The following is a 22,591-nucleotide window of genomic DNA, read 5'->3' as shown; positions in this document are numbered from 1 at the left end:
AGACAACATATTTTAGCGGATGTTTATGCTTATTCTTCTGTGTCTACGTCCACTATCCCATCTGTCTTAGGGTGAGGTGTTCCATCCAATCCATAAACCTCGTCATACGCTTCGAACATTTTGAGTGCCACAGGTCCAGCACTGTTGGAACCAAATCCCCCTTCGGGAATCATCACAGCTACAGCCAATACCGGATTATCACGGGGAGCGAAGGATATGAACACACCGTTATCGACATCTTTTCCCCCTACCAACTGGGTCGAGGTTCCTGTTTTGCGGGCAACATCGTATTTGTAACCGTTGAAGGCTGTTACGCTACTATTCATACCCTTTTTAATTTCATTCCAATATGATTTATCGAAATCAACGGTATTCAGCACCTCTGGCTCGAATGTCTTCACTACATTCCCATTACTATCTTTAATCTCACTTACAAGCTGGGGCTTCATACGTTTACCTTCATTAGCAAGCATTGCCGTGTATTGGGCAAGTTGAAGTGTCGTATATTTTCCTTGTTGACCGAAAGATGCATATGCCATTCTAGACTGCGTACTTTCATCATCGTTCTCATACTCACGTATTCCTTTTTGCTCACCAGGGAGACCACTGCCTGTAACAACCCCGAGACCGAAATCCGTCATATACTTATCCCATACACCAATCACTTTAGAACCATATTTATTGTTGAGAGGTACCCCAACTTTATCCACCATAAATGCATTAGAAGAATGCAAGATCGCTTTAGCAGGGTCCATCATCCCATAAACATGCCCACCTGAGTTACGAACCCTTGCCTGATGACCTTCCTTACCAAAGTAAGCTGCACCCGTGTCATTATACCAAGTATCCGTTGTGAAAAGTCCTTCCTTCAATCCAACCAGCACACTAAGTGGTTTAATCGTAGAACCTAGAAGAACCACGGACTCCGGGTGTGCCCCTGTTTTACCTGGATTGAAGGAACGAATGGTCCCGTTCTGATAAATAAATTCAACTTTGTTAGTCCAATCCTTCGAGGCTATCGTCCCCGAACTCCAAAGGTTCGTATCGTAATCAGGCATACTCGCCATGGCAACAATCTTTCCAGTCTTCACTTCCATCGCTACAGCAAAGCCCGTTGTTGCATCAGGATGAAGCTTTCCAGAGACAGGGTTTCTATGCAGCCAGTCTAATTGATCCATAATGGCCTCTTCGGTTTTCACCTGAATCTCTTTGTTAATGGTCGAATAGATATCGTTCCCCTTCTCCGGTGCAACAATTTCATCTACACCTTCGGGCATATTCCTTGGATCGACAGGGACCTTTCTATATCCATTCTTGCCACGCAACTCATCTTGGAACATCAACTCTAAACCATCAAACCCTACAAACTCAGGTTCAGTGTAGATTAAGCCTGGATCTAGCTGCCTTCCACTTGAGATATCTTCACTAATGGTACTATATTTCGTCAATGTCTTGGATCTTTTGAAATCCTTAATATATCCAATAGTCTGTACAGCGACTGTATCTGGATCATAATGACGAATATTCTCCTCAACAACTTCTATACCAGGGAAATCCGTCTTATGCTCCATAAAGTATGCAACTTCATTTTCTGTAAGATCCATCTTAATACGCCGAGGGACGTATCCTTGATATTTTCTATAATTATTATCCATAGCATCCAGAACATCTTCTTTGGTTAATGGCGTACTGTTAGGATCGGCATATTTATCAAATACAACTACGATATCTTCCGCTATTTTCTCTAACTCAGGGTAATTTTTATCTCTTACCTTTTCACCATTATCATCCAGTTTATCGCTATAATTTTTCTGTAACGTGATATATAAGGACTGCGTCGGGGTGGAATAAGCTAATTTCACCGATCCCGTCGCGTCGAATATGGTTCCTCTTATTGGATTAAGCGGTACATTCTTAACATCTCTTCTTGTTTCTTCCCCCGCGAGTGTTGGTCCTTCTACGAACTGTAGAATTGCCAACCTTACGATAATGACACAAAATATGAGGAATGTACTAAAGAAAAACAGATTGATTCGCAAGTTAAAGCTATTCTTGTCTTTCGAAGATTCCTGCTGCGATCGATCTGGCACGTAATCACTCACCGATTCTCCTCCTTGTATTGTTAGTTTTTTCATGATGATATTCTCCATGAGAGCGTCCTTACTATTCTAGCACAAAAAAAAGCTACCTACATTAAATGGACTCCCCGTTTATTTCCAGATAAGAAGAAACGGATGCCGTCCTTTCAAGGGACGGCATCCGTTTCTCGTACAAATATAAGGACCATTTATTATGTACAGCATATAAATTCTTATATTTCAAAAAAAGCCAAAATCCCTTGTAGATTTTAGCTGAAGTACCCTTCGTTTGGTTGTTTATTGTCAATGCCCAATAGAACTTGTTCGACTCCCTCATCATGAGAGTCCTAGATCATCTAATTGTTGAACTAATTCGGCCCTATCACTCCTGTACTTGTAATCGGCAGCCATCACTTTCTCATAGGCACTTTGAAATTCAACCGGAAGTAAAGGTACGATCAGCTCCATCACTGTATTCAGTTGCGAGAAGGCATGCATCTCTTCATCCGTCCAATCTAACGGATATAGAGCAAAGTTACCTATGAATGCATACCCCTTTCCATATCCCTGGTGTATCACAGGGATATGCATTGCACTAAGGGCAACCATATCCCTATAAATCGTACGTTCTGTAGTTCCACAACGCTCCGCAAGTTCCCTAGTAAGAATACCAGGTCTCGCTTGAATTAACGTAATGATACGCATTAAGCGGATTAGCCTGTCAGTCATATAAACTCCCCTAGCAATTGTAGTAAAACAGACTCGAGAATATCTTATAACTAGTCCATTCGACCCTCTAGGTATATTTTCCTTCAATACTCTTATATTATTTAGAACTATTTAACTATTTATTTATATAGTAACCCAAAAAAATGATATTATAGTCCTAATTTTAGTTAATCTAGTGAAATTCCTTGGTATGCATCAACATATTGTTTGCTTAAACGATACAGCGTCTCTGCTTCTTCAATAAACTTGGGATCTCCCGAATGAATTGCAAACAATAGCAATTCATCTCCCTTTCTCCTTAATATGAATTCAGCGTGATCTGCCTCTCCTAAATTAAACCATTTATCTGCCTCCTTTATCACTGTAGGAGTTTTCAGTAGTTTAATATGCTTCTCTACATTGATATCTCCTGAATTCCGAAGGCGCCCCAGGTCATAGCTGTAATGGATATAAATTTCCTCAACAGAGCGTTGCCTAGCTCTCCCTCTACTCCCCTCCTTGTATCTCCATTGAGCTGAGAGTACATGCTTCTCACCTGGTGTTTGAGATAGTAGTGTGCACTCGATAACTAGACTCTGCCTTATTCCATTATAAAGATGCCCTAGCTGGACAATTAATAACTGCTGCTGAGATCTTTTCATTCCTTCACATCCATAGATATTTCCAACTAATATATAGGGTTCAAGCCATAAGTATAATTCAACGTCACGTGCTAGTAATTTCGGCGTGGATTTTCTTCTCGTTGTTGGCGTCATACATGCACTCCATTGAACTAATAAGTATATTTTGTTGGTACTTCCAGCAAATATGTACTCATGGTCCCAAAAATAACTGGCTTCAATCTCCATATCCATACGCTTCCCCTCTTCCTATACCTAATGTACCAATATAGATTGACAACTAGTTGTCACGGAACGTACGTTCGTATTATGTTTCTTGTAAAATATAGCAAAAAGCCGGTTGCATATGAGCAAACCGGCTCTTTTGAAGAATATGATTACATAGATGATAGATTTGTATGAAGGATTTATACAACAACCTGCAGTAGAAGTAATATAATTAAAGCATAAATACTAACTGCAATAGCAGATAATTTCAATTGTTGGCTACCTTGAACCCCATATATTTGAGATACTATCGTATTCGTACATACTAGAGCCAATAATAGACTGATCACCATTAACAATATAGAAAATTTAAAAGTAATAAAGGCTAACAATGCACTTAAGATAAATACAACTCCAAAAACGAGTTGGAATGCGCCTACCTTCGTAATAAAATCTAGCTGAGCCATCTTCTTCTTCGATACTGCATTCCCAACCAACCAATAGGTTGCCAGTAGAGCAACCGCAGATACTAATCCAATCCATAGAGCATTCCATCCCAAAGACAATTGACTAGCTATTCCTCCACTAAAACTATTCCCTATGCTCCCAGCTCCATCAAAAAAACCAGACAACTCACCAAATACGCTTGATATCATGTTGATCATCACTTGCTTGAGCGCTAGTGCATATAACAAAAACCCAATCAAACTTACGCCTAATCCTATTAACCCATACACCAGTCCTCCTTCAGAAGCATTCAACTTCAGAGCATTCATAGGATTCTTCAAGATCCCTAACAGCACGTGAAGATCAACTTTAACAGATTGAGGTTTACCCGCTGATGATACCATGGGGATAGCGTTATTTGCCGCACATTGATGAGAAGTACCTTCTTCTAAACTTTGACCACATTGAATACAGAATGACATATTATTGTCTCCTCTTCTAAGCTTACTTTTTTTTGTGGATCCACTCGAATATTCACTAATTTTATGTAATAGAGTCGAAGCGCTAACTATGTTATTTTAGTATAAAGGAACTGATAGAAATCCGCTGTCGAAGTTTGTCGCCTGACTATCAATTTTTTCAACAAAAAAGCCCTACTCACGTAGGACTGTATTCTATATTGATTCACGGTGAATTTGTTGTCTTAGTGGAATGAATTGAGGGTTCATCTTGCATCTTTATAGGTGCATAAGTGATTGTATCTATTAAGATGCCATTTCCTACGGGCTCACCATTAACAGTAATAATAATTTTTTTAACATTTTTTTCAGAATTTTGCATCCTTTTCATACTCCTTTAAGTAGTGTAATGATAGATATATAACCCCAATCAATCCTTTCCAAACTTTTAATTCAGTTTATATCGTTAACAACAACCTTATCAGGCGGTGATTATATTGAGAAATTATCGAAAACGTATCATCCATTGCACCCTTTTACTCTTGAGTGGCTTTCTTCTAATGTTGTCACCCACAGCTCATGCTAATTATTTCACAGATTTCTATAATGGGGTTGAACAGTTCTCAGAACTTCCGAGCGAAGTAAATAAACTGAAGGAGAGCTACCAACAAACGCTTAGTGAACTAGCGGAAGCACGAGCAAGCATCAAGAATTATCAGCTACAACAAGAGAGTCTGATGGATCAGAATCGTCAACTTACAGAGACCATTACGTTATTACAAGATGCTGAAAGTTCAAAACAAAGTCGTATGGATCAGATCAAAGTCGTTGTGATCTGGGCAGTTGCCCTCCTCATTGGTTATTTCATTCTTATACGTACCCTCAGATTCCTAATGCAAAGATCTAATAAAAGATAATTCCAAAGGGAGCGATATGAATGAAGATCCAGGCAAATAATCACGACAACGGCGGGATCGGACAAGCTGTAACCTTCTCTCTTAAAGATCAAGAACAGCTTCATATGCTCCATCCTGAACAGATTGTATCTTATCGGGGGCATTCAGAAGGCCGTAGTGACCGCCTGATGAACGTGAAGGGGATCTTTCGTAAACGAAGACTTATCCAAGCAGACATGACAGGACCTTGCCAATTTGTTGCTGCCTTACCTCCTGGATTTGCTGTGAAATCGGTGGAATTGAAAGATGGAAGTGATCTACTTTATAATTTCCGCAGTCTTTTTTTCTATAGTTATGGCATCACGATGCAGACTAGGCTTTTACGAATCAAAAATATGTTTATCACACGTGATGCTGTCAAAGTAAAATTCACAGGTACAGGAACTGTTGGAATTCTAACACAAGGTCCCGTATGTGAAGCTGAACTCCATCCTACAGAACCTCTGTATGTAGATGCTGGTAGTCTAGTCGCTTATCCTGAGAATGCGAAGCTTGAGCTTACAGTCTATGGAAACACCCTGGCCAGCCAACATATGAGTTATCATTGGAAGATGACTGGGCGTGGCACTGTTCTATATCAAGCTGGAAGGCAGAATCATAAGCTGGAGAAGGAAATGAAGAATGATGGCCTCCTCAAACGTATTCTGAGAGAAGTAATTCCCTTCGGAGGTGTGTTTATTAAATAGGTTCATGTTATAATAAATCTCGTCAAACACCCCTTAAATGAGTGTGAGACAATTGAAGATGATCCATGCATACGTGCATGGGAGAGGTTCGCGAACTCCCTCTATAAAAAACTATTCTCCTTATTGCATCATGGGTAAGGGTTGTTTTTGAGTTGGAAACTAGTTCATGAATCTTTCTCTCTTCTATAAATCTAAGAAGATGGAGAGGTTTTTTTATGTTTACAAACGAAAAAGCAGTCGTCGTATTTAGCGGTGGGCAAGACAGCACCACATGTCTATTCTGGGCCAAACAACACTTTACTGAGGTAGAGGTCGTGACGTTCGATTATGGCCAACGTCATAAACTAGAAATTGAATGTGCAACAAGTATAGCCGCGGATCTGGGTGTTAAACAGACGATTCTCGATATGAGCCTTCTGAATCAACTCGCTCCCAATGCACTTACCCGTAGTGACCAAGAAATATCCCATGAAGAAGGGAAGCTGCCTAGCACCTTCGTAGAGGGTCGTAATTTACTGTTCCTTAGTTTCGCCGCTGTTCTCGCGAAACAAATAGGTGCCAGACATCTTATTACAGGTGTATGTGAAACTGACTTTAGTGGCTACCCTGATTGCCGAGATGTATTCATCAAGTCGATGAATGTTACGCTTAACCTATCCATGGATTATCATTTTGTCATCCATACCCCTCTAATGTGGCTAAATAAGGCTGAGACTTGGAGCATGGCTGATGAGTTAGGCGCCTTTGATTATGTACAGGAACGAACACTAACTTGCTATAATGGCATCATTGGCGACGGATGTGGAGAATGCCCTGCATGCAAGCTTCGGAAGGCAGGTCTAGACCAATATTCTGCCGAGCGCAACCTTTCCTCTAGTCAAGCTGAGGTGCAATCATGATGCGAACTCCTGGGGAATTCCGCATTGTTGACCAACTTCAGCGTTTAGGTGAAGATATAGGTCATCAAGAACTACGTTATCATCGCAAAAGAGTACTCGTCTGCAAAGAATTCACCTTCGATGCTGCTCATCATCTCCATGCGTATGAAGGTAAATGTAAAAACTTACACGGACACACCTACAAAGTTGTCTTCGGGATCAGCGGTGTCCCCGATGAAGTGGGAATCACCTTAGATTTCGGAGATATCAAAACGATCTGGAAAGAACGCATTGAACCCTTTGTAGATCACCGTTATTTGAATGAGACTTTGCCAAAGATGAACACAACAGCTGAAAATATGGTTGTATGGCTATTCGAACAAATAGAGCTAGCCCTGAACACTAGAACACACCCGTCCTCGGAGAATGTAACACGTACAGAATTTGTGAGGTTATATGAGACACCAACCAGCTATGCTGAGGCTAGACGGGAGTGGATGCTTGATGAGTAAGATCAAATCCTCTCCTCCTATTCCGGTTATGGAAATTTTCGGCCCTACTGTTCAGGGGGAGGGTATGGTCATCGGGACGAAGACCATGTTCATTCGTACAGCGGGCTGTGAGTATCGCTGCTCATGGTGTGACTCTGCCTTCACTTGGGATGGTAGTGGTGCTGACCAGATCACACCCATGCAACCTGAAGACATATGGACTGAATTATCCGATATTGGTGGTCAGCGATTCTCTCATGTAACTCTGTCAGGCGGTAATCCCGCCTTACTTCCGCAGTTAGGACCGCTAATTGAATTACTTCATGCACACCATATTAAAGTCGCGGTTGAGACACAAGGCTCCAAATGGCAAGATTGGTTATTGGATATTGATGAGGTCACTTTATCTCCTAAGCCCCCAAGCTCTGCAATGAACACGGATTGGGAGAAGCTTGATTATATATTGGAACGCCTAAAGCAACGTACCACCCCTTATTCACATAGTCTGAAAGTCGTTATCTTTGATGCCATTGATCTAGACTATGCTGAAAAGATCCATGTACGTTATTCTTCGGTTCCTTTATTCCTGCAGATTGGAAATCCAGACGTGCATACGATGGACATAACAGAGCACACTTCATTTCTATTGCAGCGTTATGAATGGTTAATTGAACAAGTTATGGAATCGTCTATTCTTAATAACGTTCGAGTGCTTCCTCAGCTTCATACGTTAGTATGGGGAAATAAACGAGGTGTATAAAAAAATTTGGCTATGAGCATAGCAACTAAGGAGAATATATATGCCAGGAAGACAACAACATGAATTGAAAGATATTACCTTACTCGGCAATCAAGGAACACAGTACTCTTTGGAATATGATCCTGATATTCTAGAAAGCTTCGAGAACAAACATCCCTACCGGGATTACTTCGTCAAGTTCAATTGCCCTGAATTTACTAGCCTTTGTCCGATCACAGGTCAGCCAGATTTCGCTACAATTTATATCAGTTATATCCCGAATATTCATATGGTTGAGAGTAAATCACTGAAGTTATACCTATTTAGTTTCCGTAACCATGGAGATTTCCACGAAGATTGTATGAATATTATCATGAATGACCTGATTAAGCTAATGGACCCTAAATATATTGAAGTATGGGGTAAATTCACACCGCGTGGAGGCATATCGATTGATCCCTATTGTAACTATGGTCAAGAAGGTACGAAATATGAAGCGATGGCGCAACATAGACTGATGAATCATGACATGTATCCTGAAAACGTAGATAATAGATAGAAAGAACTGAAAAATGAACCCTCATATTCTTGATTATCAAGAAATATCAGGAAATTGCAGCCCTAGGAGGTCACCTATCTGAGCCTGTCTATTCCCAAAGCAGGTGTGAAGTTACAGCCACGCCCTGAAAAAAATAACCAGCCGACGATATTTTGGATATTAATTGCCATTAGTTTAGTGCATTTATTTAATGATTCCATTCAATCCGTTATTCCAGCTATCTTTCCAATTCTGAAGCAATCCATGAATCTTAGCTTTGCTCAGATCGGCATGATTTCGTTCGCCATTAATTTCACAGCGTCTATTATGCAACCTGTTGTGGGATGGTTCTCAGATAAAAGACCCACACCCGCCATACTTCCTATCGGGATGGGATTTACGTTCACAGGAATGCTATTGCTTGCGTACGCTGCAGACTATTCTTCTGTTCTTATCGCGGTCATTTTCGTAGGACTCGGTTCAGCTGCTTTTCACCCCGAAGGTTCACGCGTGTCCCATATGGCTGCTGGCTCACGCCGTGGTCTTGCACAATCTATCTTTCAAGTTGGGGGTAATGCCGGTCAATCGCTTGCACCTATGCTGACGATGTGGATCTTTATTCCGCTCGGACAATTCGGGGCGATATGGTTTACAGGTGTAGCTGCGGCAGGGATCGCTTTACAGATGGTAATCGCAAGATGGTATGGACGCACATTAATAAGAAATCAACATCAGAAGAAAACAAACACTCGAACAATGAACCCTGACGTAAGGCAAAAAGTGATGTATGCCCTTATTGTCCTGATCCTTCTTGTGTTTGTTCGTTCGTGGTATGCTTCCTCCGTAAGTAACTATTATTCATTTTATTTAATGGAGGTATTCCATCTTTCAGTTCATGATTCGCAGATTTATATCTTTATGTTTCTAGCCGCTGGCGCTGTGGGTACCTTCTTAGGAGGACCACTCTCAGACCGTTTTGGCAAAAGAAATATGATATTCGCCTCGATGATTTGTGCAGCCCCATTAGCACTATTACTGCCCTATGCTAATCTATTCTGGACAGGAGTTCTACTCGCTTTCATCGGCCTTGTCATATTCTCTAGCTTCTCTGTAACGGTTGTATATGCACAAATGCTTATTCCAGGCAAAATAGGTACCGTATCGGGACTTATTACAGGTCTTGCCTTCGGAATGGGTGGGCTAGGTTCACTTATTCTGGGTAACTGGATGGACTCCATCGGTATCACGTCCGTGATGCAAATGTGTAGTTTTCTACCGTTACTAGGAATTCTGACATATTTGCTTCCTTCAGATCAAAAGTTAAAGCAGTGGTCATCACCCGTCTAAACCCTTTACAATTTAAATACATGCACACCGTTTGGATCATGGGTAATCATGTTATCCAAGCGGTGTATTTGCGTTATGTGCCTTCATCTCTTCTAATCGCTGCACAATTCTACGCTTCCTGTAGAGCATTTTACCCGCTTCGCCGACCCCTTCCATCATCCCCTTATTACTCATAGATCCAAATACAATTCCAGCGATCGGAACGAGCTGCAATAACTTCTTCCATCCAAAGCTATCTACATAAGTCTGGACAACCTCACGCCATCCCTGCAATTGAGAGAACACTTGAGCATCGTGATTTTTCTGGTCGAAATGGGCTGTAAGCTCCTCTAGAATAGCCTTCCTTCCCACTACATCTGCTGAAGAGAATTGCAGACATTTCACAATAAATATACGTTCCTGCTTCTCTTTAGGATCATAACCGTAACAAATCGCGAGTTCTTGTAGCACTTTAAGCGATGTGCCCAGAACGACAGGAATATCTATGGCTACAGTGAATATCCCCCCGATTCCAGTTGTTGCTCCTTGAGCCGCTGCGAACTTCACCCTACTAGCAATTAACTCATCTGCCACCTCATCCATCGTGCATAAGGGCAGTAGACTGACATTCGCAATCGAGGAAGGTTGATCTTGCTCGTCTCCCTTTACCCCCTTACGGCTATCCTCAGCTACAGAAACATCCTGAAATGATTTAGCTTTTCTTAGCTGGTCAGCCTTAACCAGACGTTTCAACATGGACTTCTCTTGCACTAAATATTGTCCACCCGTCTGAATAAATCCTCCAATTTCATTAAGTGCAACACCTAACTTCTCGCGTACTACCTTCGGAGTGAGCTTATCTAAGAGCATAAAAGGTATCCGACCTATTTTCTCCCAGATCCAAACCTTCTTCTGCGTCTTTTCCCACTTATTAATTTGGTTTAGTTGTTCTTGCAACTGTTCTTGCGTCTCTATCTGATTCTCCATATAAGCCATTCACTCCAACCCCTTCATTTTATTCACATTTACCTATACGTACAACGAAGTTAATGGATTCAAATAAGGCTCTATATCCACCTTAATTACCACCATTCTAGTGGTATTGATCTTATAACACCAACATAGCTATTCTTCATCTGCTGGCATTTCTGTTACTTTCTCTGTAGATGGCTGTATATCTTTCATATAAGTAACTGGTAGAATCGGTGAGGTCAGAATAGTCTTTAATTGCTTACGCTTAGCCTTCGGACTTAGAATATACAGGGTATCACCTGCTTCAATGGTTGTGTTGCCTCGTGGAGTAATAATTTGCTCATTACGAATCAACGCTGTGAAGAGAATATCGTCTGGTAGATCTAATTCTATAATTTCCTTGCCCGCTATAGCCATTGAGCTATTCACCTCAATATGGTTAATCTCCGATTTAGTTTTACCTAGAGCAGTCAATTCTAGAAGTGAAGGGTTAGAAGGCTTCACTTCTCCTGCTAGTCCAAGCCTCTCAGCCAGGGGAGATATCGTAGCCCCTTGAATAATAGCTGAAGTCAGAACTACGAAGAATACGACATTAAAGAATAAATGACCATGCTCCAGTTGCGCCATCAAAGGATATGTCGCTAGAACGATCGGAACTGCACCTCTCAGTCCAGCCCAAGAAATTAATAATTTCTCCTTAAATGAATATTTGGTAAATAGAGTACTTAAATATACACCCATTGGCCTTGCAACAACCATTAGAATGAAAGACAACATTAAAGACTTCCATATTATACCAGGCAACTGTTGTGGGAATACTAGCAGACCAAGCAGAACAAACATCATAATCTGCATCATCCATGCGAAGCCTTGGTTAAAATGCATAATAGAACGCCCATATGTCAGATCTGAGTTTCCCATCACGATCGCGGTTACATATACTGCCAGTAATCCACTACCCTGTAGTAACGAGGTCGCACCATACGATAGTACGGCAAAACTCAGAGCCATGACAGGATATAATCCTGAAGAGTCAAAGTTTATTTGATTAATCATATAGACAGCAAGTCGCCCAATTAGAATACCTAAGATTAGGCCGATTCCCATTTCCCAAAGGAATGACAAAATCATACTAACTATAGAGTGATCAGGTTTCTGTATCCATTCGATCAAGGAGATAGTGAGAAATACTGCCATGGGATCGTTGCTACCAGACTCTGCTTCGAGTGTCGTAGTGATTCGTTTTCTAATATTTTTCCCTCCGAGTACAGTAAATACAGCTGCAGCATCTGTTGACCCTACAATCGCGCCGAACAGAAATCCCTCCACCCAGTCTACGCCTAGAATATATCGTGCACAGACACCTACAATAAAGGTCGTCACTAACACACCAATCGTTGCTAAGGATAGTGCAGACCCTATTACAGGCTTAATATCCTCAAATTTCGTCTGCATACCACCATCAAACAAAATAACAATCAGTGCAAATATCCCAACGATTTGCGTAAGAAAAGCATTATCATAATAAATAAATCTGCTCAAAACCATACCCACCACAATAAATAGAACCAATGCTGGCATTCCAAATCTAGAGGAGAACTTGGTCGTTAGAACACCAACTAATAATAATCCAGCCACAAGTAGTGTTAAAGAATTAACAAGCATCGTAGAATCCATATTATTCTCATTCTCGCCTCTGTTCAATAAATTAAAATACACTGTATCCAAGACTCTGTCACCTAAGGTGTTACATCACATTCTCATTCTGTATAAGAAATATAACCACCGATCTATCGCTTACAAACCATTACAATAAATTTAATCACAACTTTATATCATTCTTCACTTTGATTACTCTCTTTAAAATATCCAGATGCAAGCTCATGTATTCTCGAACACAAATAACCCCTTCGCTTTATGCTTAAGGGGTATTTCTATTTCTATTTCTATTTCTATTTCTATTTCTATTTCTATTTCTATTTCATTTATATGATTCAATTCAAAAGTAATACCAAGTAGAGCATTTAGGAGTGGTCTTCATAATCTAAAAACTTATACGAACATTATATTTATTATAAATATCCGTTTAATTGAAGTTGTTACTACAACCTGTCTATTCCTCTACCTTCAGCTGCAGTCGCTGGAAATGTTATGATCGCTTCCGTGCCGATTCCTTTCTCACTCTTAAACTTAATATTGCCCTTCATTGCTTCAATAATGCGATATGTGACCATAAGACCGAGCCCTGTTCCTTTCGTTTTATTAGAATAGTAGGGCTCCCCAAGCCTCATGATCTCTGCTTCCCCCATCCCTTCACCGTTATCTTGGATATGGATGATGATCTGATCCTTTTCTTGATAGGCCCAAATATGGATGAACCCATGATCTTCAAGAGCCTCGATGCTATTCTTAATCATATTTATAAAAGCTTGCTTGAACTTAGAAGAGTTACCTTCGATTGTTAATCCTGGAGGAATGCTAGTATGTAGACTACCTCCTTGTAAATTAGCTAACGGTATAAGAATTCCTTCGATATGTTTGAATTCACCCGAGATGTCTAGTGTAGCCACTTGTTCAATCTCCGGTTTAGCAAAAGTTAGGAAGTCCGTAATAATATTTGAGGCCCGTTCTAATTCTTCAAGAGCTAACTTAAGGTACCCTTTTTCCTTCCCATTGGATTTCTCCTCTAGTAGTTGTAAGAACCCTCTTGTCACTTGCAATGGATTCCTGACCTCATGCGCAACGGATGCTGCTAACTCACTAATAATGTCCATCTTCTCTGATCTTTGTAGCTCATTGTTGAATAATGCTAATTCCTTGGAATATTCCACTACGCGCTGATGATTCAGAGCGAACTTTCGGCCCAACAGAACGATTAAGGACATAACAAATCCCATCACGCCCCATTTCCACATAAATAAATTATAGTCACCATCTTTGATATAGAACCATATCATTTCAGATATTCCACACAAGGAAAACACGGCAAAGCCTGCGGATATAATAATCGCATCCTTGTTTCTTTTAGATGCGTAATATCCTGCACTCGTCACAAGTAGAATTCCTTGTATAATGATCAGTATTCCTAGAATCGTAACAGAAAAAACATAGTACAAATCAAACAGTGCATTATGAGCCAATAGATTAACAAACATAAATGCTAGGCCAAACAATGAATATGCTACTTGAAATTTCCTATATTTCCGAATAATTGAGCGGTATCCCTTCCCGATCATCGTCTCAAATATATAGGTGAGTCCTGGAAAACATACGTACAGAGATATATCGAATAAGCTGACAAATACTTTCCCGTATTCACCATAATAAGTATATAGAAATGGAGAATACGTCAAAATTAATGTTCCTATCGATATTAATACAATACTAAGAGATAACCAGTTAGGCATTTGGACTTTTTTTAGAAACAAAGTACAAATCAGCATAATTAACGCTATAAAAATAACCGAGCTTCCCAAAATAACATCGATTAAGTTCTCTCTCACAAATACATTTATCATCGTTGAGTAATCACCTATTCTCAGTTCTTCTAACAGACCTATTTCGCTACTTTTTATATTCGTTTGTACGTGTATATATATGTCCTTGCCCCCATCTTTTTGATGCAGTGGTAACAAAATCTTATTTAAATCATATCCATAATCCCGGTTAACTTCATAGATTAGAGTTGTATTTATATATACAGATACTTTTTGAGCATATATGGGATTAATCAAAAGAGCTGGATAGGGTAACTCTAATGGTGGCAATTGAAGCTTAATCCATGCAGCATCACTTTTAGATCTATCAGCGGGTAGAGCCTGATTCGCTTTTAACCAAGTCCATTTACCAGAAGAAGGTATGTCGCTGACCTCAGATCTAGGTTTACTTGTATGCTCCCACATGAATTGCCATTGAGTAACATTACTTGATGATTCCTCTAACTTAGAATGTTCTTTAGATGTATCCACGAACAGCACGATCATCAACACAACTATTATGTATACAAACCATTTTAAACCGAACTTCATACCAGCACCTCAAGCTTAAGTTATAAACATAACACCTAGACTACAAATTCTATAATTCGACAAAGTTCCCTAACTTCCCTTTAAAAAAATATGTAATAGCTAAAATAAATATACAATTATTCATTAGAATTTCAAGATTAATAATGGGTTATTTTGTAAGACTATGATAATATAGCTATGACATAATTTCATGACTCTAAAGGAAAATGAAATCTTAATAATTAGGGTGATGATATGGATTGGTTAGAAGAATTTGATAATGAACTATCGCAGGTTTTTGTAGAAGCGCAAGCTATGGTTGCACTATTTCCTCCTCCCCTTGATCAAAAGGGACTCTCTTACTTAAACAAGTTTAATGTCCATAGTGAGGATAGTAGCAAAAATTATATATGCTATCTCTTACCTTTTTGGATGAAGGAAATTTCAACCCTTCCCGAAGAAGATTACCGTAAGCTTTCCTTAGGCAATGTGTTCGCTATGCTGTACTTTTTCATTCAGGATGACCTCATGGATGAACCTTCAAGAGACAGATCACAACTCATCCTAAGTAATTTATTCTACCTACATTTCCTTGACATCTATAGATCTTATTTCCCCTCGAATTCACCATTTTGGACTTACTTCAACCAATACATAAGAGAATGGTCAGACAGTCTTACGAATGAGAACCATCTAGATTACTTTCAGTCAAATCCAAGTATGATTGCCAAAAAGTCTGGTCCTCTCAAACTATCAAGCACGGGTATTCTGCTGTTGTCTGGACAAGAAGAGCTTATTCCTCCCGTATCTGATCTCATTGACCGTGTCTTAATTACACTGCAAATGTCCGATGACTGGATGGATTGGCACGAAGATCTTGCAGACGCTAACTATAACAGCTTATTATCTATGATCAAGAATGAACACTATCCAAGCCAAATATTAACTGTAGAGAATGTCAAGATATCAATCTATGTCCGCAGTATCATGAATCGCTATGTGGACATTGCTGCTGCTAATCATCAATATATTCTAAGCTTGGGTATCCCACTTAAACACTTGCTCTCCTTTCATGAAACGATAATACACGATCTATCCCGAGATGCTCAAGAAATTGAACATTTAAGAGTCTCACAACAGCACGGTGGTCTTCATTACTGGTTGATAGAAAATACTAAAAAGTAATAGATTTAAACTTATGTCCATGTTATACTTTTATGGAAATATTAACAAATTTGAAAGGGTGATTCTATTGACAACTCAAGCTCTCCTTCAAACACAAATTATTAACAGAGCATGGGAGGATCCAAGTTTTAAGGCACGCCTCTTAACAGATCCGAAAGCAGCAATAAAAGAAGTACTTGGGGTTATTATCCCTGAACACATCAAACTTAAAGCTGTCGAGGAATCCTCTGATGAACTTTACTTAGTTATTCCTTCCAGCCCATCTGAAATGACTCTTTATAATATGCAAAAAAGAGCCATGTGGTAATCAGGTACTATACATCATAGATCTTTAATAAAGGAGTAGGAACAAGAGCTCTTCCAATTTCTATCTCTCCTAGGATTTGTTCTAGAAGGATGGAAATTTGATTACAGCCTCCGTTCCTACTCCCTTTTCACTTGTAAAGGTCATACTCCCATTCATTACTTCAACAATGCGATAGCTCACCATTAACCCAAGCCCAGTCCCCTTCGTCTTATTAGAGAAATAAGGCTCTCCTAATCTAGATAGCTCCATTGGATCCATGCCTTCACCGTTATCCTTAATATGAATTACGACTTCATTCTCTGCTTCATACGCCCATACTCTAATCTCACCACTGTCATTTAGGGATTCTATACTATTCTTCATCATATTAATGAAGGCTTGCTTAAATTTCGAAGAACTACCTGCGACGTAGAGATCCCCGGGTACATCGATTGTTATAATTCCTTTCTGAAAATTAGCTAAGGGTGAAATGATTCCCTCAATATGTCTTAGTTCTTCACTGATACTCAATCTCGTTACCTGATCAAATTCAGATTCTCCAAAGGTTAGGAAGTCTGTAATAATACTAGAGGCTCTATCTAACTCCTCAAGTGCCATTAATAAATATTGCCGCTGTTGTTCTTCCTGCTCTTCAATAATAAGCTGAATGAATCCACGGGTTACTTGGAGCGGATTTCTCACTTCATGCGCAACTGATGCTGCCAACTCCGTAATAATCTCCATCTTTTCAGACCGTTGCAATTCAATATTAAATAACTCCTGTTCTTTGGAGTATTTCACAATTTGCTCGTGACTATCAGCAAATTTCCTTCCTATGATAATGATGAGGACACTAATAGAGCCCACGATTCCCCATTTCCACAGAAAGAATTCGTAATCACCCGATTTAAGATAGAATAATATTAGATCCATTAATGAAGATCCAGTAAATAATCCCAGACCGATCGAGAAGATAACCGCATCCTTATTTCCATTAACGGCATAAATCATTGACATAATCAGCAACATTAAACACTGAATGATCATCGTATAACCTATTACCGTGACTGATATAAAGTAACTGAGCTCATGGGAATTAGGTAGATTAAGGAAGCTTAAGATCGCAACAATAAAACAAAGACATGAATAGACAACTTGAAATTTTCTATATTTAGAAATAATGCCACGATAGCCATCCCCAAATATTTTTTCAAAGAAATAAGTTATCGTAGGTAAAAGAATAAATAAAGCACAATCGAATAGAAGTGTATACAGCCTTCCATAATTCCCATAAAGATCATACAAGTACGGAGAATACATTAACGCCAGAACTCCAGTCGATATAATAATAATACATAAAGCAACCCAGCTAGATACAAAACTTCTAGTAATAAAAATGGTGCAAATGATCATAACAGCAGCTATAAAAATAAAAGAACTTCCGAGAATGACATCGATGATGTCTTGCTTTATAAACTGTGAGAACAACTCCGTATATTCTCCTAAGATTAGATTACTATGTATTCCTATCTTTGCATTCTCTGCAACTATTCCTAGATATAGTGATTTATTAGCATCACTTGGCTTGAGTGATACGATAATCTTGTGCGCATCATAGTTATAATCTCGTTTAGACTCATATATCAGCTTATTATCTACACTCATTACGATATGTTGACCGTAAATTCTACTTATTAGAATAGCAGGATTGTTCCAATTCATATCAGGAATAGTTACTTTGATCCATGCTATATTCGTATTTGTGGGTCTACTTGGTAAAGACTCACTAAGTCTATACGTAGTCCAATCCTCAACCTGATCTAAAGCTGTATTATTTATGTTCAATACAGCTTCTGATCCCCACTTGAGCTGCCATTCCGTGATCACTTTTGTTTTCTTCTGCACTCCATCACCATAGGTCAGAACTATAGCCAAGGTGAGCGCGAATGAGCATGATATCAACGCAATGAGAATGACCGTCAGTTTGGGAACACGCTTCATAGATGCAGCACCTCAAATATTATATTTGGTAATAATTATGTTGTATATATTCTATGTATTTATACAAAGTACCTTCTAAAGTTTACAACTTTTATCATTTTCCAATAAATATTCTCCTTTTCTACTATATAATATTGAAAATATTAAGGGTAAAAATAACTAACAGCCCGAAATATAAAAAGTTCGGACTGTTAGTTATTCTTCTGCTATTTAATTAGCCACCGATGTGAGACATCTCAACCTTCTCGCCATCGTGACCGTCCTTACCTCTATCTAGTGAATACCGATCATGACGGTTATGCCATATGTTAACCAGATATGTGGTTATTTCTTCCGTACTAGCCCCTGAACGAAGAAGCGTCCGGAGATCATATCCCTTGCTTGCAAATAGACAAGTATATAATGAACCATCTGCTGACAACCTAGCTCTTGTACAAGAAGAGCAGAATGCCTCACTGACAGAAGATATAATGCCAATCTCGCCTTTCCCATCTAAAAATTGATATCGCGAAGCAACCTCGCCTGGATAATTAGGCTCCACGGATTTTAATGGCCATTCGGTATGAATAGTTTCTAATAGTTCCTTCTTACTCAGTACCTGATTCCAGTTCCAACCATTGGTATTTCCGACATCCATATATTCAATTAATCGAAGAATATGACCCTTAGAGCGAAAATACTCGACCATAGGCAAGACTGCCTCATCATTCTTTCCCTTCTGTACGACCATATTCACTTTCACTTTCAGTCCCGCGTCTGCTGCTGCTTCAATACCGTCTAGAACAGGTTGTACATGTGAACGCCCCCCATTCATTTGCATAAAGGTATCATCATCTAATGCGTCTAAGCTTATAGCTACCCGTAATAAACCTGCCTTCTTTAATACTTGTGCCTGCTTAGCCAATAAACTGCCATTCGTTGTAAGGGCAATATCCTCAATTTCGGGAATTTGAGCCACGCGTTTAATAATATCAGCTAGATCTTTACGTAATAATGGTTCTCCCCCCGTAATGCGGAGCTTCTGTACACCAAGATTCGTGAATATAGAGGCTAGCCGTACGATTTCATCTACAGTTAGAATACGATCTTTAGATAAAAAGGCATAATCCTTACCGAATATTTCTTCCGGCATACAATATCTACAGCGAAAATTACAACGATCAGTCACGGAAATCCGTAAGTCCCTCAAAGTACGTCTGTATTGATCCCTGATCTCCATGTGTATCACTCCATAATTTCAGCATAGAATTCTATTCTCAGCAAACACTAATATGAATTAGAGCTTTAATTCATTCTATATATCTACTTATGAAATATTATAACATATCAAGCAGAAACGGCTTCGCCGTACTTAACGCAGCAAAGGTTTCTCATAAAAAATAGACCTGAGCAGCGGACTCAGGTCTATTCTAAATCTATATATATATCTAAAGGGGATATATATATTATAGTTGGACTATATTAAAGTAAGATGAAAATTTCCTGTAATTCAGATTAAAATTATCCTAATATCACTTCTACTTGATGCGTTTTACCATCTCCGATAGCCGGAAGTACGTTGCCTTCAATTCCCTTACCATCAATAGTAACAGAAGCCACACCTTTGGATACATGATTTGGATTCTTAATCTGAATTACAAAAGTATCACCACGGTAAACCCGAGTAATTGTAAAACCATCCCAATCTGTTGGAATACATGGGTTCACTCTAAGTCCATCATATTCGGGTTGAATTCCAAGAATCGATTGAGTGATCGCTACAAAATTCCATGCTGCTGTACCTGTTAACCAAGAGTTCTTCGCCTCGCCATGACGTACAGCATCTTTACCTGCAATCATTTGTGAATACACATAAGGCTCTGTACGGTGAATATCACTAATCTCTTCTAAATAAGCTGGAGCAATCTTAGTATATAAATCAAATGCACGGTCCCCGCGTCCAATTTCCGTCTCAGCCATCATAATCCAAGGATTGTTATGGCAGAATATGCCGGCATTCTCCTTGTATCCTGGTGGATATGAAGAAATTTCACCTAGGTTAATATAGTATTTAGAGTAGGGTGGATTCTGTAGAACGATACCGTACTTCGTATCCAATCTTTCCTGTACTGAATCGAGTGCCTTCTTCGCTAGACCTTCTTCTACACCAATACCAGCCATAACACAGAAACCTTGTGGTTCAATGAAAATTTGTCCTTCTTCACATTCCTTACTACCCACTTTATTACCATAGTGATCATAAGCTCGAAGGAACCACTCACCATCAAATCCATGTTCTAATGTTGCTGTAGTCATATCATCAATATGTGTTTGAGCAACAGAAGCCTCTTCCACAAGCCCTCTACGCTTACATAGCTCCACAAATTCTGGACCAGCGTAGACGAATAGGCCGGCAATAAACACAGATTCTGCTGTTCTTCCTTCTAAGTTCTGCGTTGTCTGATAAGATTCATCAGGGACATTAGAGAAACAATTCAGGTTCAAGCAATCATTCCAGTCTGCACGTCCAATAAGTGGAAGGCCATGTGGACCTAGGTTCTCAATCACGTGATAGAAGGAACGTTTCAAATGTTCGAATAACGTTGCTGTGTTGTTTGGATTACTATCGAAAGGAACCTGTTCATCCAGAATACTGAAATCTCCAGTTTCTTTAATATAAGCAGCGGTTCCAACAATCAGCCATAATGGATCATCGTTAAATCCACCACCGACCTCATTATTTCCTTGTTTCGTTAGAGGTTGGTACTGATGGTATGCTCCACCGTTCTCAAATTGCGTCGATGCGATATCAATAATCCGTTCCTTCGCACGCTCTGGAATTTGGTGTACGAATCCTAGTAGATCCTGATTAGAATCACGGAAGCCCATACCACGTCCGATACCCGATTCGAAATAAGATGCTGAACGCGACATATTAAATGTAACCATACATTGATATGGATTCCAGATGTTTACCATCCGGTTCAATTTGTCATCGCCACTTTGAATTGTATATTTAGACAAGAGATTATTCCAATAAGCTTGAAGTTCATCCATCGCTCTGTCCACATCTGATTCGTTCGCGAATTGTGCAATCATGGCTTCAGCGCGTGTCTTGTTGATGACATCTAATGCTTCCCATTTCTCTTCCTCTGGGTTCTCTACATAACCTAATACAAAGTTGTAACTGATTTCTTCACCTGGAGCTAGCTCAATCTCCATACAATGTGAACCGATCGGAGACCAACCACTAGCAACCGAATTTGAAGATTGTCCAGCAGCCACTACTTGTGGGTTCTCAAGACCATTATATAGACCTAGGAAAGATTCACGATCTGTATCGAATCCATCCATTGGACGGTTAGCAGAGAAGAATGCGAAGTGATTCCGACGTTCACGATATTCTGTCTTATGATAGATAACTGAATCTTTCACTTCAACCTCACCTGTATTTAGGTTACGTTGGAAGTTAGTCATATCGTCATAAGCATTCCACAAACAGAATTCTACGAAGGAGAATAGTTTCACTTTTTTGGTAGCAGCTGATGTATTGGTTACTGTTACTTTATGCACTTCACCATTATAGTTCAGAGGTACAAGTGCCAACTGATTAACCCGTATACCATTTCTTTCGCCTGTGATCGAAGTATAACCAAGCCCATGACGACATTCATAGAAATCAAGGTCTCTCTTCACTGGCATCCAGCCTGGTGTCCAGAAATCGCCTTCATCATAAAGATAGAAGTAACGCCCCCCATTATCGACAGGGATATTATTGTAGCGATAGCGAGTCAATCTCCGTAAGCGAGCATCACGATAGAATGAATAACCTCCCGAAGTATTGGACATCAATCCGAAAAATTTATCATTACCTAAGTAGTTAATCCATGGATATGGGGTTTTGGGCGTGTTGATTACATACTCTCTATTCTCATCATCAAAAAAACCGTACTTCATCTTAACAAAACTCCTCTCAGAATTAAAAAAATAATTTATGAACGCGCGTTT

The 22,591-nt window shown here is 39.5% G+C and carries 20 protein-coding genes and 1 riboswitch; of the genes, 9 read left to right on the top strand and 11 right to left on the bottom strand.

What is annotated here, in order from left to right:
• Positions 1 to 29: 29 nt before the first annotated feature.
• The 5 genes from J2T13_RS07630 to J2T13_RS07610 form a co-directional block, all read right to left on the bottom strand.
• A complete protein-coding gene (locus tag J2T13_RS07630) occupies positions 30 to 2,135 on the bottom strand; it encodes a peptidoglycan D,D-transpeptidase FtsI family protein (RefSeq protein WP_429369906.1) in 2,106 nt (701 codons plus the stop codon).
• Positions 2,136 to 2,414: 279 nt separating this feature from the next.
• Complete coding sequence (locus J2T13_RS07625) at positions 2,415 to 2,807, bottom strand: helix-turn-helix transcriptional regulator (RefSeq protein WP_429369904.1); 393 nt, start codon at positions 2,805 to 2,807, stop codon at positions 2,415 to 2,417.
• Positions 2,808 to 2,974: 167 nt separating this feature from the next.
• Positions 2,975 to 3,661 (bottom strand): hypothetical protein, encoded by a 687-nt coding sequence (locus tag J2T13_RS07620; RefSeq protein WP_429369902.1) that lies wholly within the window; start codon positions 3,659 to 3,661, stop codon positions 2,975 to 2,977.
• A 173-nt stretch (positions 3,662 to 3,834) separates the two neighbouring features.
• Entirely contained in the window at positions 3,835 to 4,563 is a 729-nt protein-coding gene (locus tag J2T13_RS07615; protein ID WP_429369901.1) for a hypothetical protein, read from the bottom strand.
• A gap of 202 nt (positions 4,564 to 4,765) precedes the next feature.
• Positions 4,766 to 4,921: a hypothetical protein gene (locus tag J2T13_RS07610; protein ID WP_429369899.1), complete on the bottom strand. Its 156-nt coding sequence runs from the start codon at positions 4,919 to 4,921 to the stop codon at positions 4,766 to 4,768.
• Between the two features lie 115 nt (positions 4,922 to 5,036).
• Between J2T13_RS07610 and J2T13_RS07605 the strand changes: the two genes are divergently transcribed.
• The 7 genes from J2T13_RS07605 to J2T13_RS07575 all read left to right on the top strand — a co-directional run bounded on the left by J2T13_RS07605 (position 5,037) and on the right by J2T13_RS07575 (position 10,174).
• Positions 5,037 to 5,456 (top strand): hypothetical protein, encoded by a 420-nt coding sequence (locus tag J2T13_RS07605; RefSeq protein ID WP_429369897.1) that lies wholly within the window; start codon positions 5,037 to 5,039, stop codon positions 5,454 to 5,456.
• A 20-nt stretch (positions 5,457 to 5,476) separates the two neighbouring features.
• A complete protein-coding gene (locus J2T13_RS07600; RefSeq protein ID WP_429369895.1) occupies positions 5,477 to 6,181 on the top strand; it encodes an AIM24 family protein in 705 nt (234 codons plus the stop codon).
• Between the two features lie 77 nt (positions 6,182 to 6,258).
• Positions 6,259 to 6,296: riboswitch (PreQ1 riboswitch) on the top strand.
• A 100-nt stretch (positions 6,297 to 6,396) separates the two neighbouring features.
• Positions 6,397 to 7,080, top strand: coding sequence for a 7-cyano-7-deazaguanine synthase QueC (gene queC, locus J2T13_RS07595; protein WP_429369893.1), 684 nt, complete (start codon positions 6,397 to 6,399; stop codon positions 7,078 to 7,080).
• Positions 7,080 to 7,571 carry a 6-carboxytetrahydropterin synthase QueD gene (gene queD, locus J2T13_RS07590; protein ID WP_429370181.1) on the top strand — a complete coding sequence of 164 codons (492 nt, stop codon included), beginning with the start codon at positions 7,080 to 7,082 and terminating at the stop codon, positions 7,569 to 7,571. The genes queC and queD overlap by 1 nt, the downstream gene beginning before the upstream one ends.
• Positions 7,564 to 8,310, top strand: a complete 747-nt coding sequence (gene queE, locus J2T13_RS07585) for a 7-carboxy-7-deazaguanine synthase QueE (protein WP_429369891.1) — start codon at positions 7,564 to 7,566, stop codon at positions 8,308 to 8,310. Before queD ends, queE begins: the two co-directional genes overlap by 8 nt.
• Before the next feature lie 40 nt (positions 8,311 to 8,350).
• Positions 8,351 to 8,848, top strand: a complete 498-nt coding sequence (gene queF / locus J2T13_RS07580; RefSeq protein WP_429369889.1) for a preQ(1) synthase — start codon at positions 8,351 to 8,353, stop codon at positions 8,846 to 8,848.
• 105 nt (positions 8,849 to 8,953) lie between these two features.
• Positions 8,954 to 10,174: an MFS transporter gene (locus J2T13_RS07575; protein WP_429369888.1), complete on the top strand. Its 1,221-nt coding sequence runs from the start codon at positions 8,954 to 8,956 to the stop codon at positions 10,172 to 10,174.
• A gap of 51 nt (positions 10,175 to 10,225) precedes the next feature.
• Here the strand turns inward: J2T13_RS07575 and J2T13_RS07570 are convergent, their stop codons facing one another.
• The 3 genes from J2T13_RS07570 to J2T13_RS07560 all read right to left on the bottom strand — a co-directional run bounded on the left by J2T13_RS07570 (position 10,226) and on the right by J2T13_RS07560 (position 15,153).
• Positions 10,226 to 11,149 (bottom strand): EcsC family protein, encoded by a 924-nt coding sequence (locus J2T13_RS07570; protein ID WP_429369886.1) that lies wholly within the window; start codon positions 11,147 to 11,149, stop codon positions 10,226 to 10,228.
• 129 nt (positions 11,150 to 11,278) lie between these two features.
• Positions 11,279 to 12,802, bottom strand: coding sequence for a potassium/proton antiporter (locus tag J2T13_RS07565; RefSeq protein WP_429370179.1), 1,524 nt, complete (start codon positions 12,800 to 12,802; stop codon positions 11,279 to 11,281).
• Between the two features lie 425 nt (positions 12,803 to 13,227).
• Positions 13,228 to 15,153, bottom strand: coding sequence for an ATP-binding protein (locus J2T13_RS07560; RefSeq protein WP_429369884.1), 1,926 nt, complete (start codon positions 15,151 to 15,153; stop codon positions 13,228 to 13,230).
• Between the two features lie 234 nt (positions 15,154 to 15,387).
• Between J2T13_RS07560 and J2T13_RS07555 the strand changes: the two genes are divergently transcribed.
• Complete coding sequence (locus tag J2T13_RS07555; RefSeq protein ID WP_429369882.1) at positions 15,388 to 16,317, top strand: hypothetical protein; 930 nt, start codon at positions 15,388 to 15,390, stop codon at positions 16,315 to 16,317.
• 67 nt (positions 16,318 to 16,384) lie between these two features.
• The gene (locus J2T13_RS07550) at positions 16,385 to 16,624 is read left to right on the top strand and encodes an NHLP leader peptide family RiPP precursor (RefSeq protein WP_429369880.1); all 240 of its coding nucleotides are present in this window, start codon (positions 16,385 to 16,387) and stop codon (positions 16,622 to 16,624) included.
• Positions 16,625 to 16,705: 81 nt separating this feature from the next.
• On the opposite strand, the gene J2T13_RS07545 is transcribed toward J2T13_RS07550, so the two are convergent.
• The 3 genes from J2T13_RS07545 to J2T13_RS07535 all read right to left on the bottom strand — a co-directional run bounded on the left by J2T13_RS07545 (position 16,706) and on the right by J2T13_RS07535 (position 22,540).
• On the bottom strand, positions 16,706 to 18,604 hold the full coding sequence (locus J2T13_RS07545; protein ID WP_429369878.1) for an ATP-binding protein: 1,899 nt from the start codon (positions 18,602 to 18,604) through the stop codon (positions 16,706 to 16,708).
• 214 nt (positions 18,605 to 18,818) lie between these two features.
• Positions 18,819 to 19,823 carry a GTP 3',8-cyclase MoaA gene (gene moaA / locus J2T13_RS07540; protein ID WP_429369876.1) on the bottom strand — a complete coding sequence of 335 codons (1,005 nt, stop codon included), beginning with the start codon at positions 19,821 to 19,823 and terminating at the stop codon, positions 18,819 to 18,821.
• A gap of 281 nt (positions 19,824 to 20,104) precedes the next feature.
• The gene (locus J2T13_RS07535; protein WP_429369874.1) at positions 20,105 to 22,540 is read right to left on the bottom strand and encodes a GH36-type glycosyl hydrolase domain-containing protein; all 2,436 of its coding nucleotides are present in this window, start codon (positions 22,538 to 22,540) and stop codon (positions 20,105 to 20,107) included.
• Positions 22,541 to 22,591 lie beyond the last annotated feature (51 nt).

This window comes from Paenibacillus sp. DS2015 (assembly GCF_050433705.1).
GTDB lineage: Bacteria > Bacillota > Bacilli > Paenibacillales > Paenibacillaceae > Paenibacillus_AQ.
Note: the sequence above shows the minus strand (reverse complement) of the source record. Positions and strands in the feature narration are given on the sequence as shown.

What these genes read in the sequence shown, in the direction of transcription:
- J2T13_RS07620 (WP_429369902.1), bottom strand. Translation starts at nt 3,661, where the DNA reads ATGGATATGGAGATTGAAGCCAGTTATTTTTGGGACCATGAGTACATA.
- queE (WP_429369891.1), top strand. Translation starts at nt 7,564, where the DNA reads ATGAGTAAGATCAAATCCTCTCCTCCTATTCCGGTTATGGAAATTTTC.
- J2T13_RS07545 (WP_429369878.1), bottom strand. Translation starts at nt 18,604, where the DNA reads ATGAAGCGTGTTCCCAAACTGACGGTCATTCTCATTGCGTTGATATCA.
- J2T13_RS07625 (WP_429369904.1), bottom strand. Translation starts at nt 2,807, where the DNA reads ATGACTGACAGGCTAATCCGCTTAATGCGTATCATTACGTTAATTCAA.
- J2T13_RS07570 (WP_429369886.1), bottom strand. Translation starts at nt 11,149, where the DNA reads ATGGCTTATATGGAGAATCAGATAGAGACGCAAGAACAGTTGCAAGAA.
- J2T13_RS07565 (WP_429370179.1), bottom strand. Translation starts at nt 12,802, where the DNA reads ATGGATTCTACGATGCTTGTTAATTCTTTAACACTACTTGTGGCTGGA.
- J2T13_RS07610 (WP_429369899.1), bottom strand. Translation starts at nt 4,921, where the DNA reads ATGCAAAATTCTGAAAAAAATGTTAAAAAAATTATTATTACTGTTAAT.
- J2T13_RS07535 (WP_429369874.1), bottom strand. Translation starts at nt 22,540, where the DNA reads ATGAAGTACGGTTTTTTTGATGATGAGAATAGAGAGTATGTAATCAAC.
- J2T13_RS07615 (WP_429369901.1), bottom strand. Translation starts at nt 4,563, where the DNA reads ATGTCATTCTGTATTCAATGTGGTCAAAGTTTAGAAGAAGGTACTTCT.
- queF (WP_429369889.1), top strand. Translation starts at nt 8,351, where the DNA reads ATGCCAGGAAGACAACAACATGAATTGAAAGATATTACCTTACTCGGC.
- queD (WP_429370181.1), top strand. Translation starts at nt 7,080, where the DNA reads ATGCGAACTCCTGGGGAATTCCGCATTGTTGACCAACTTCAGCGTTTA.
- moaA (WP_429369876.1), bottom strand. Translation starts at nt 19,823, where the DNA reads ATGGAGATCAGGGATCAATACAGACGTACTTTGAGGGACTTACGGATT.
- J2T13_RS07555 (WP_429369882.1), top strand. Translation starts at nt 15,388, where the DNA reads ATGGATTGGTTAGAAGAATTTGATAATGAACTATCGCAGGTTTTTGTA.
- J2T13_RS07560 (WP_429369884.1), bottom strand. Translation starts at nt 15,153, where the DNA reads ATGAAGTTCGGTTTAAAATGGTTTGTATACATAATAGTTGTGTTGATG.
- queC (WP_429369893.1), top strand. Translation starts at nt 6,397, where the DNA reads ATGTTTACAAACGAAAAAGCAGTCGTCGTATTTAGCGGTGGGCAAGAC.
- J2T13_RS07600 (WP_429369895.1), top strand. Translation starts at nt 5,477, where the DNA reads ATGAAGATCCAGGCAAATAATCACGACAACGGCGGGATCGGACAAGCT.
- J2T13_RS07630 (WP_429369906.1), bottom strand. Translation starts at nt 2,135, where the DNA reads ATGAAAAAACTAACAATACAAGGAGGAGAATCGGTGAGTGATTACGTG.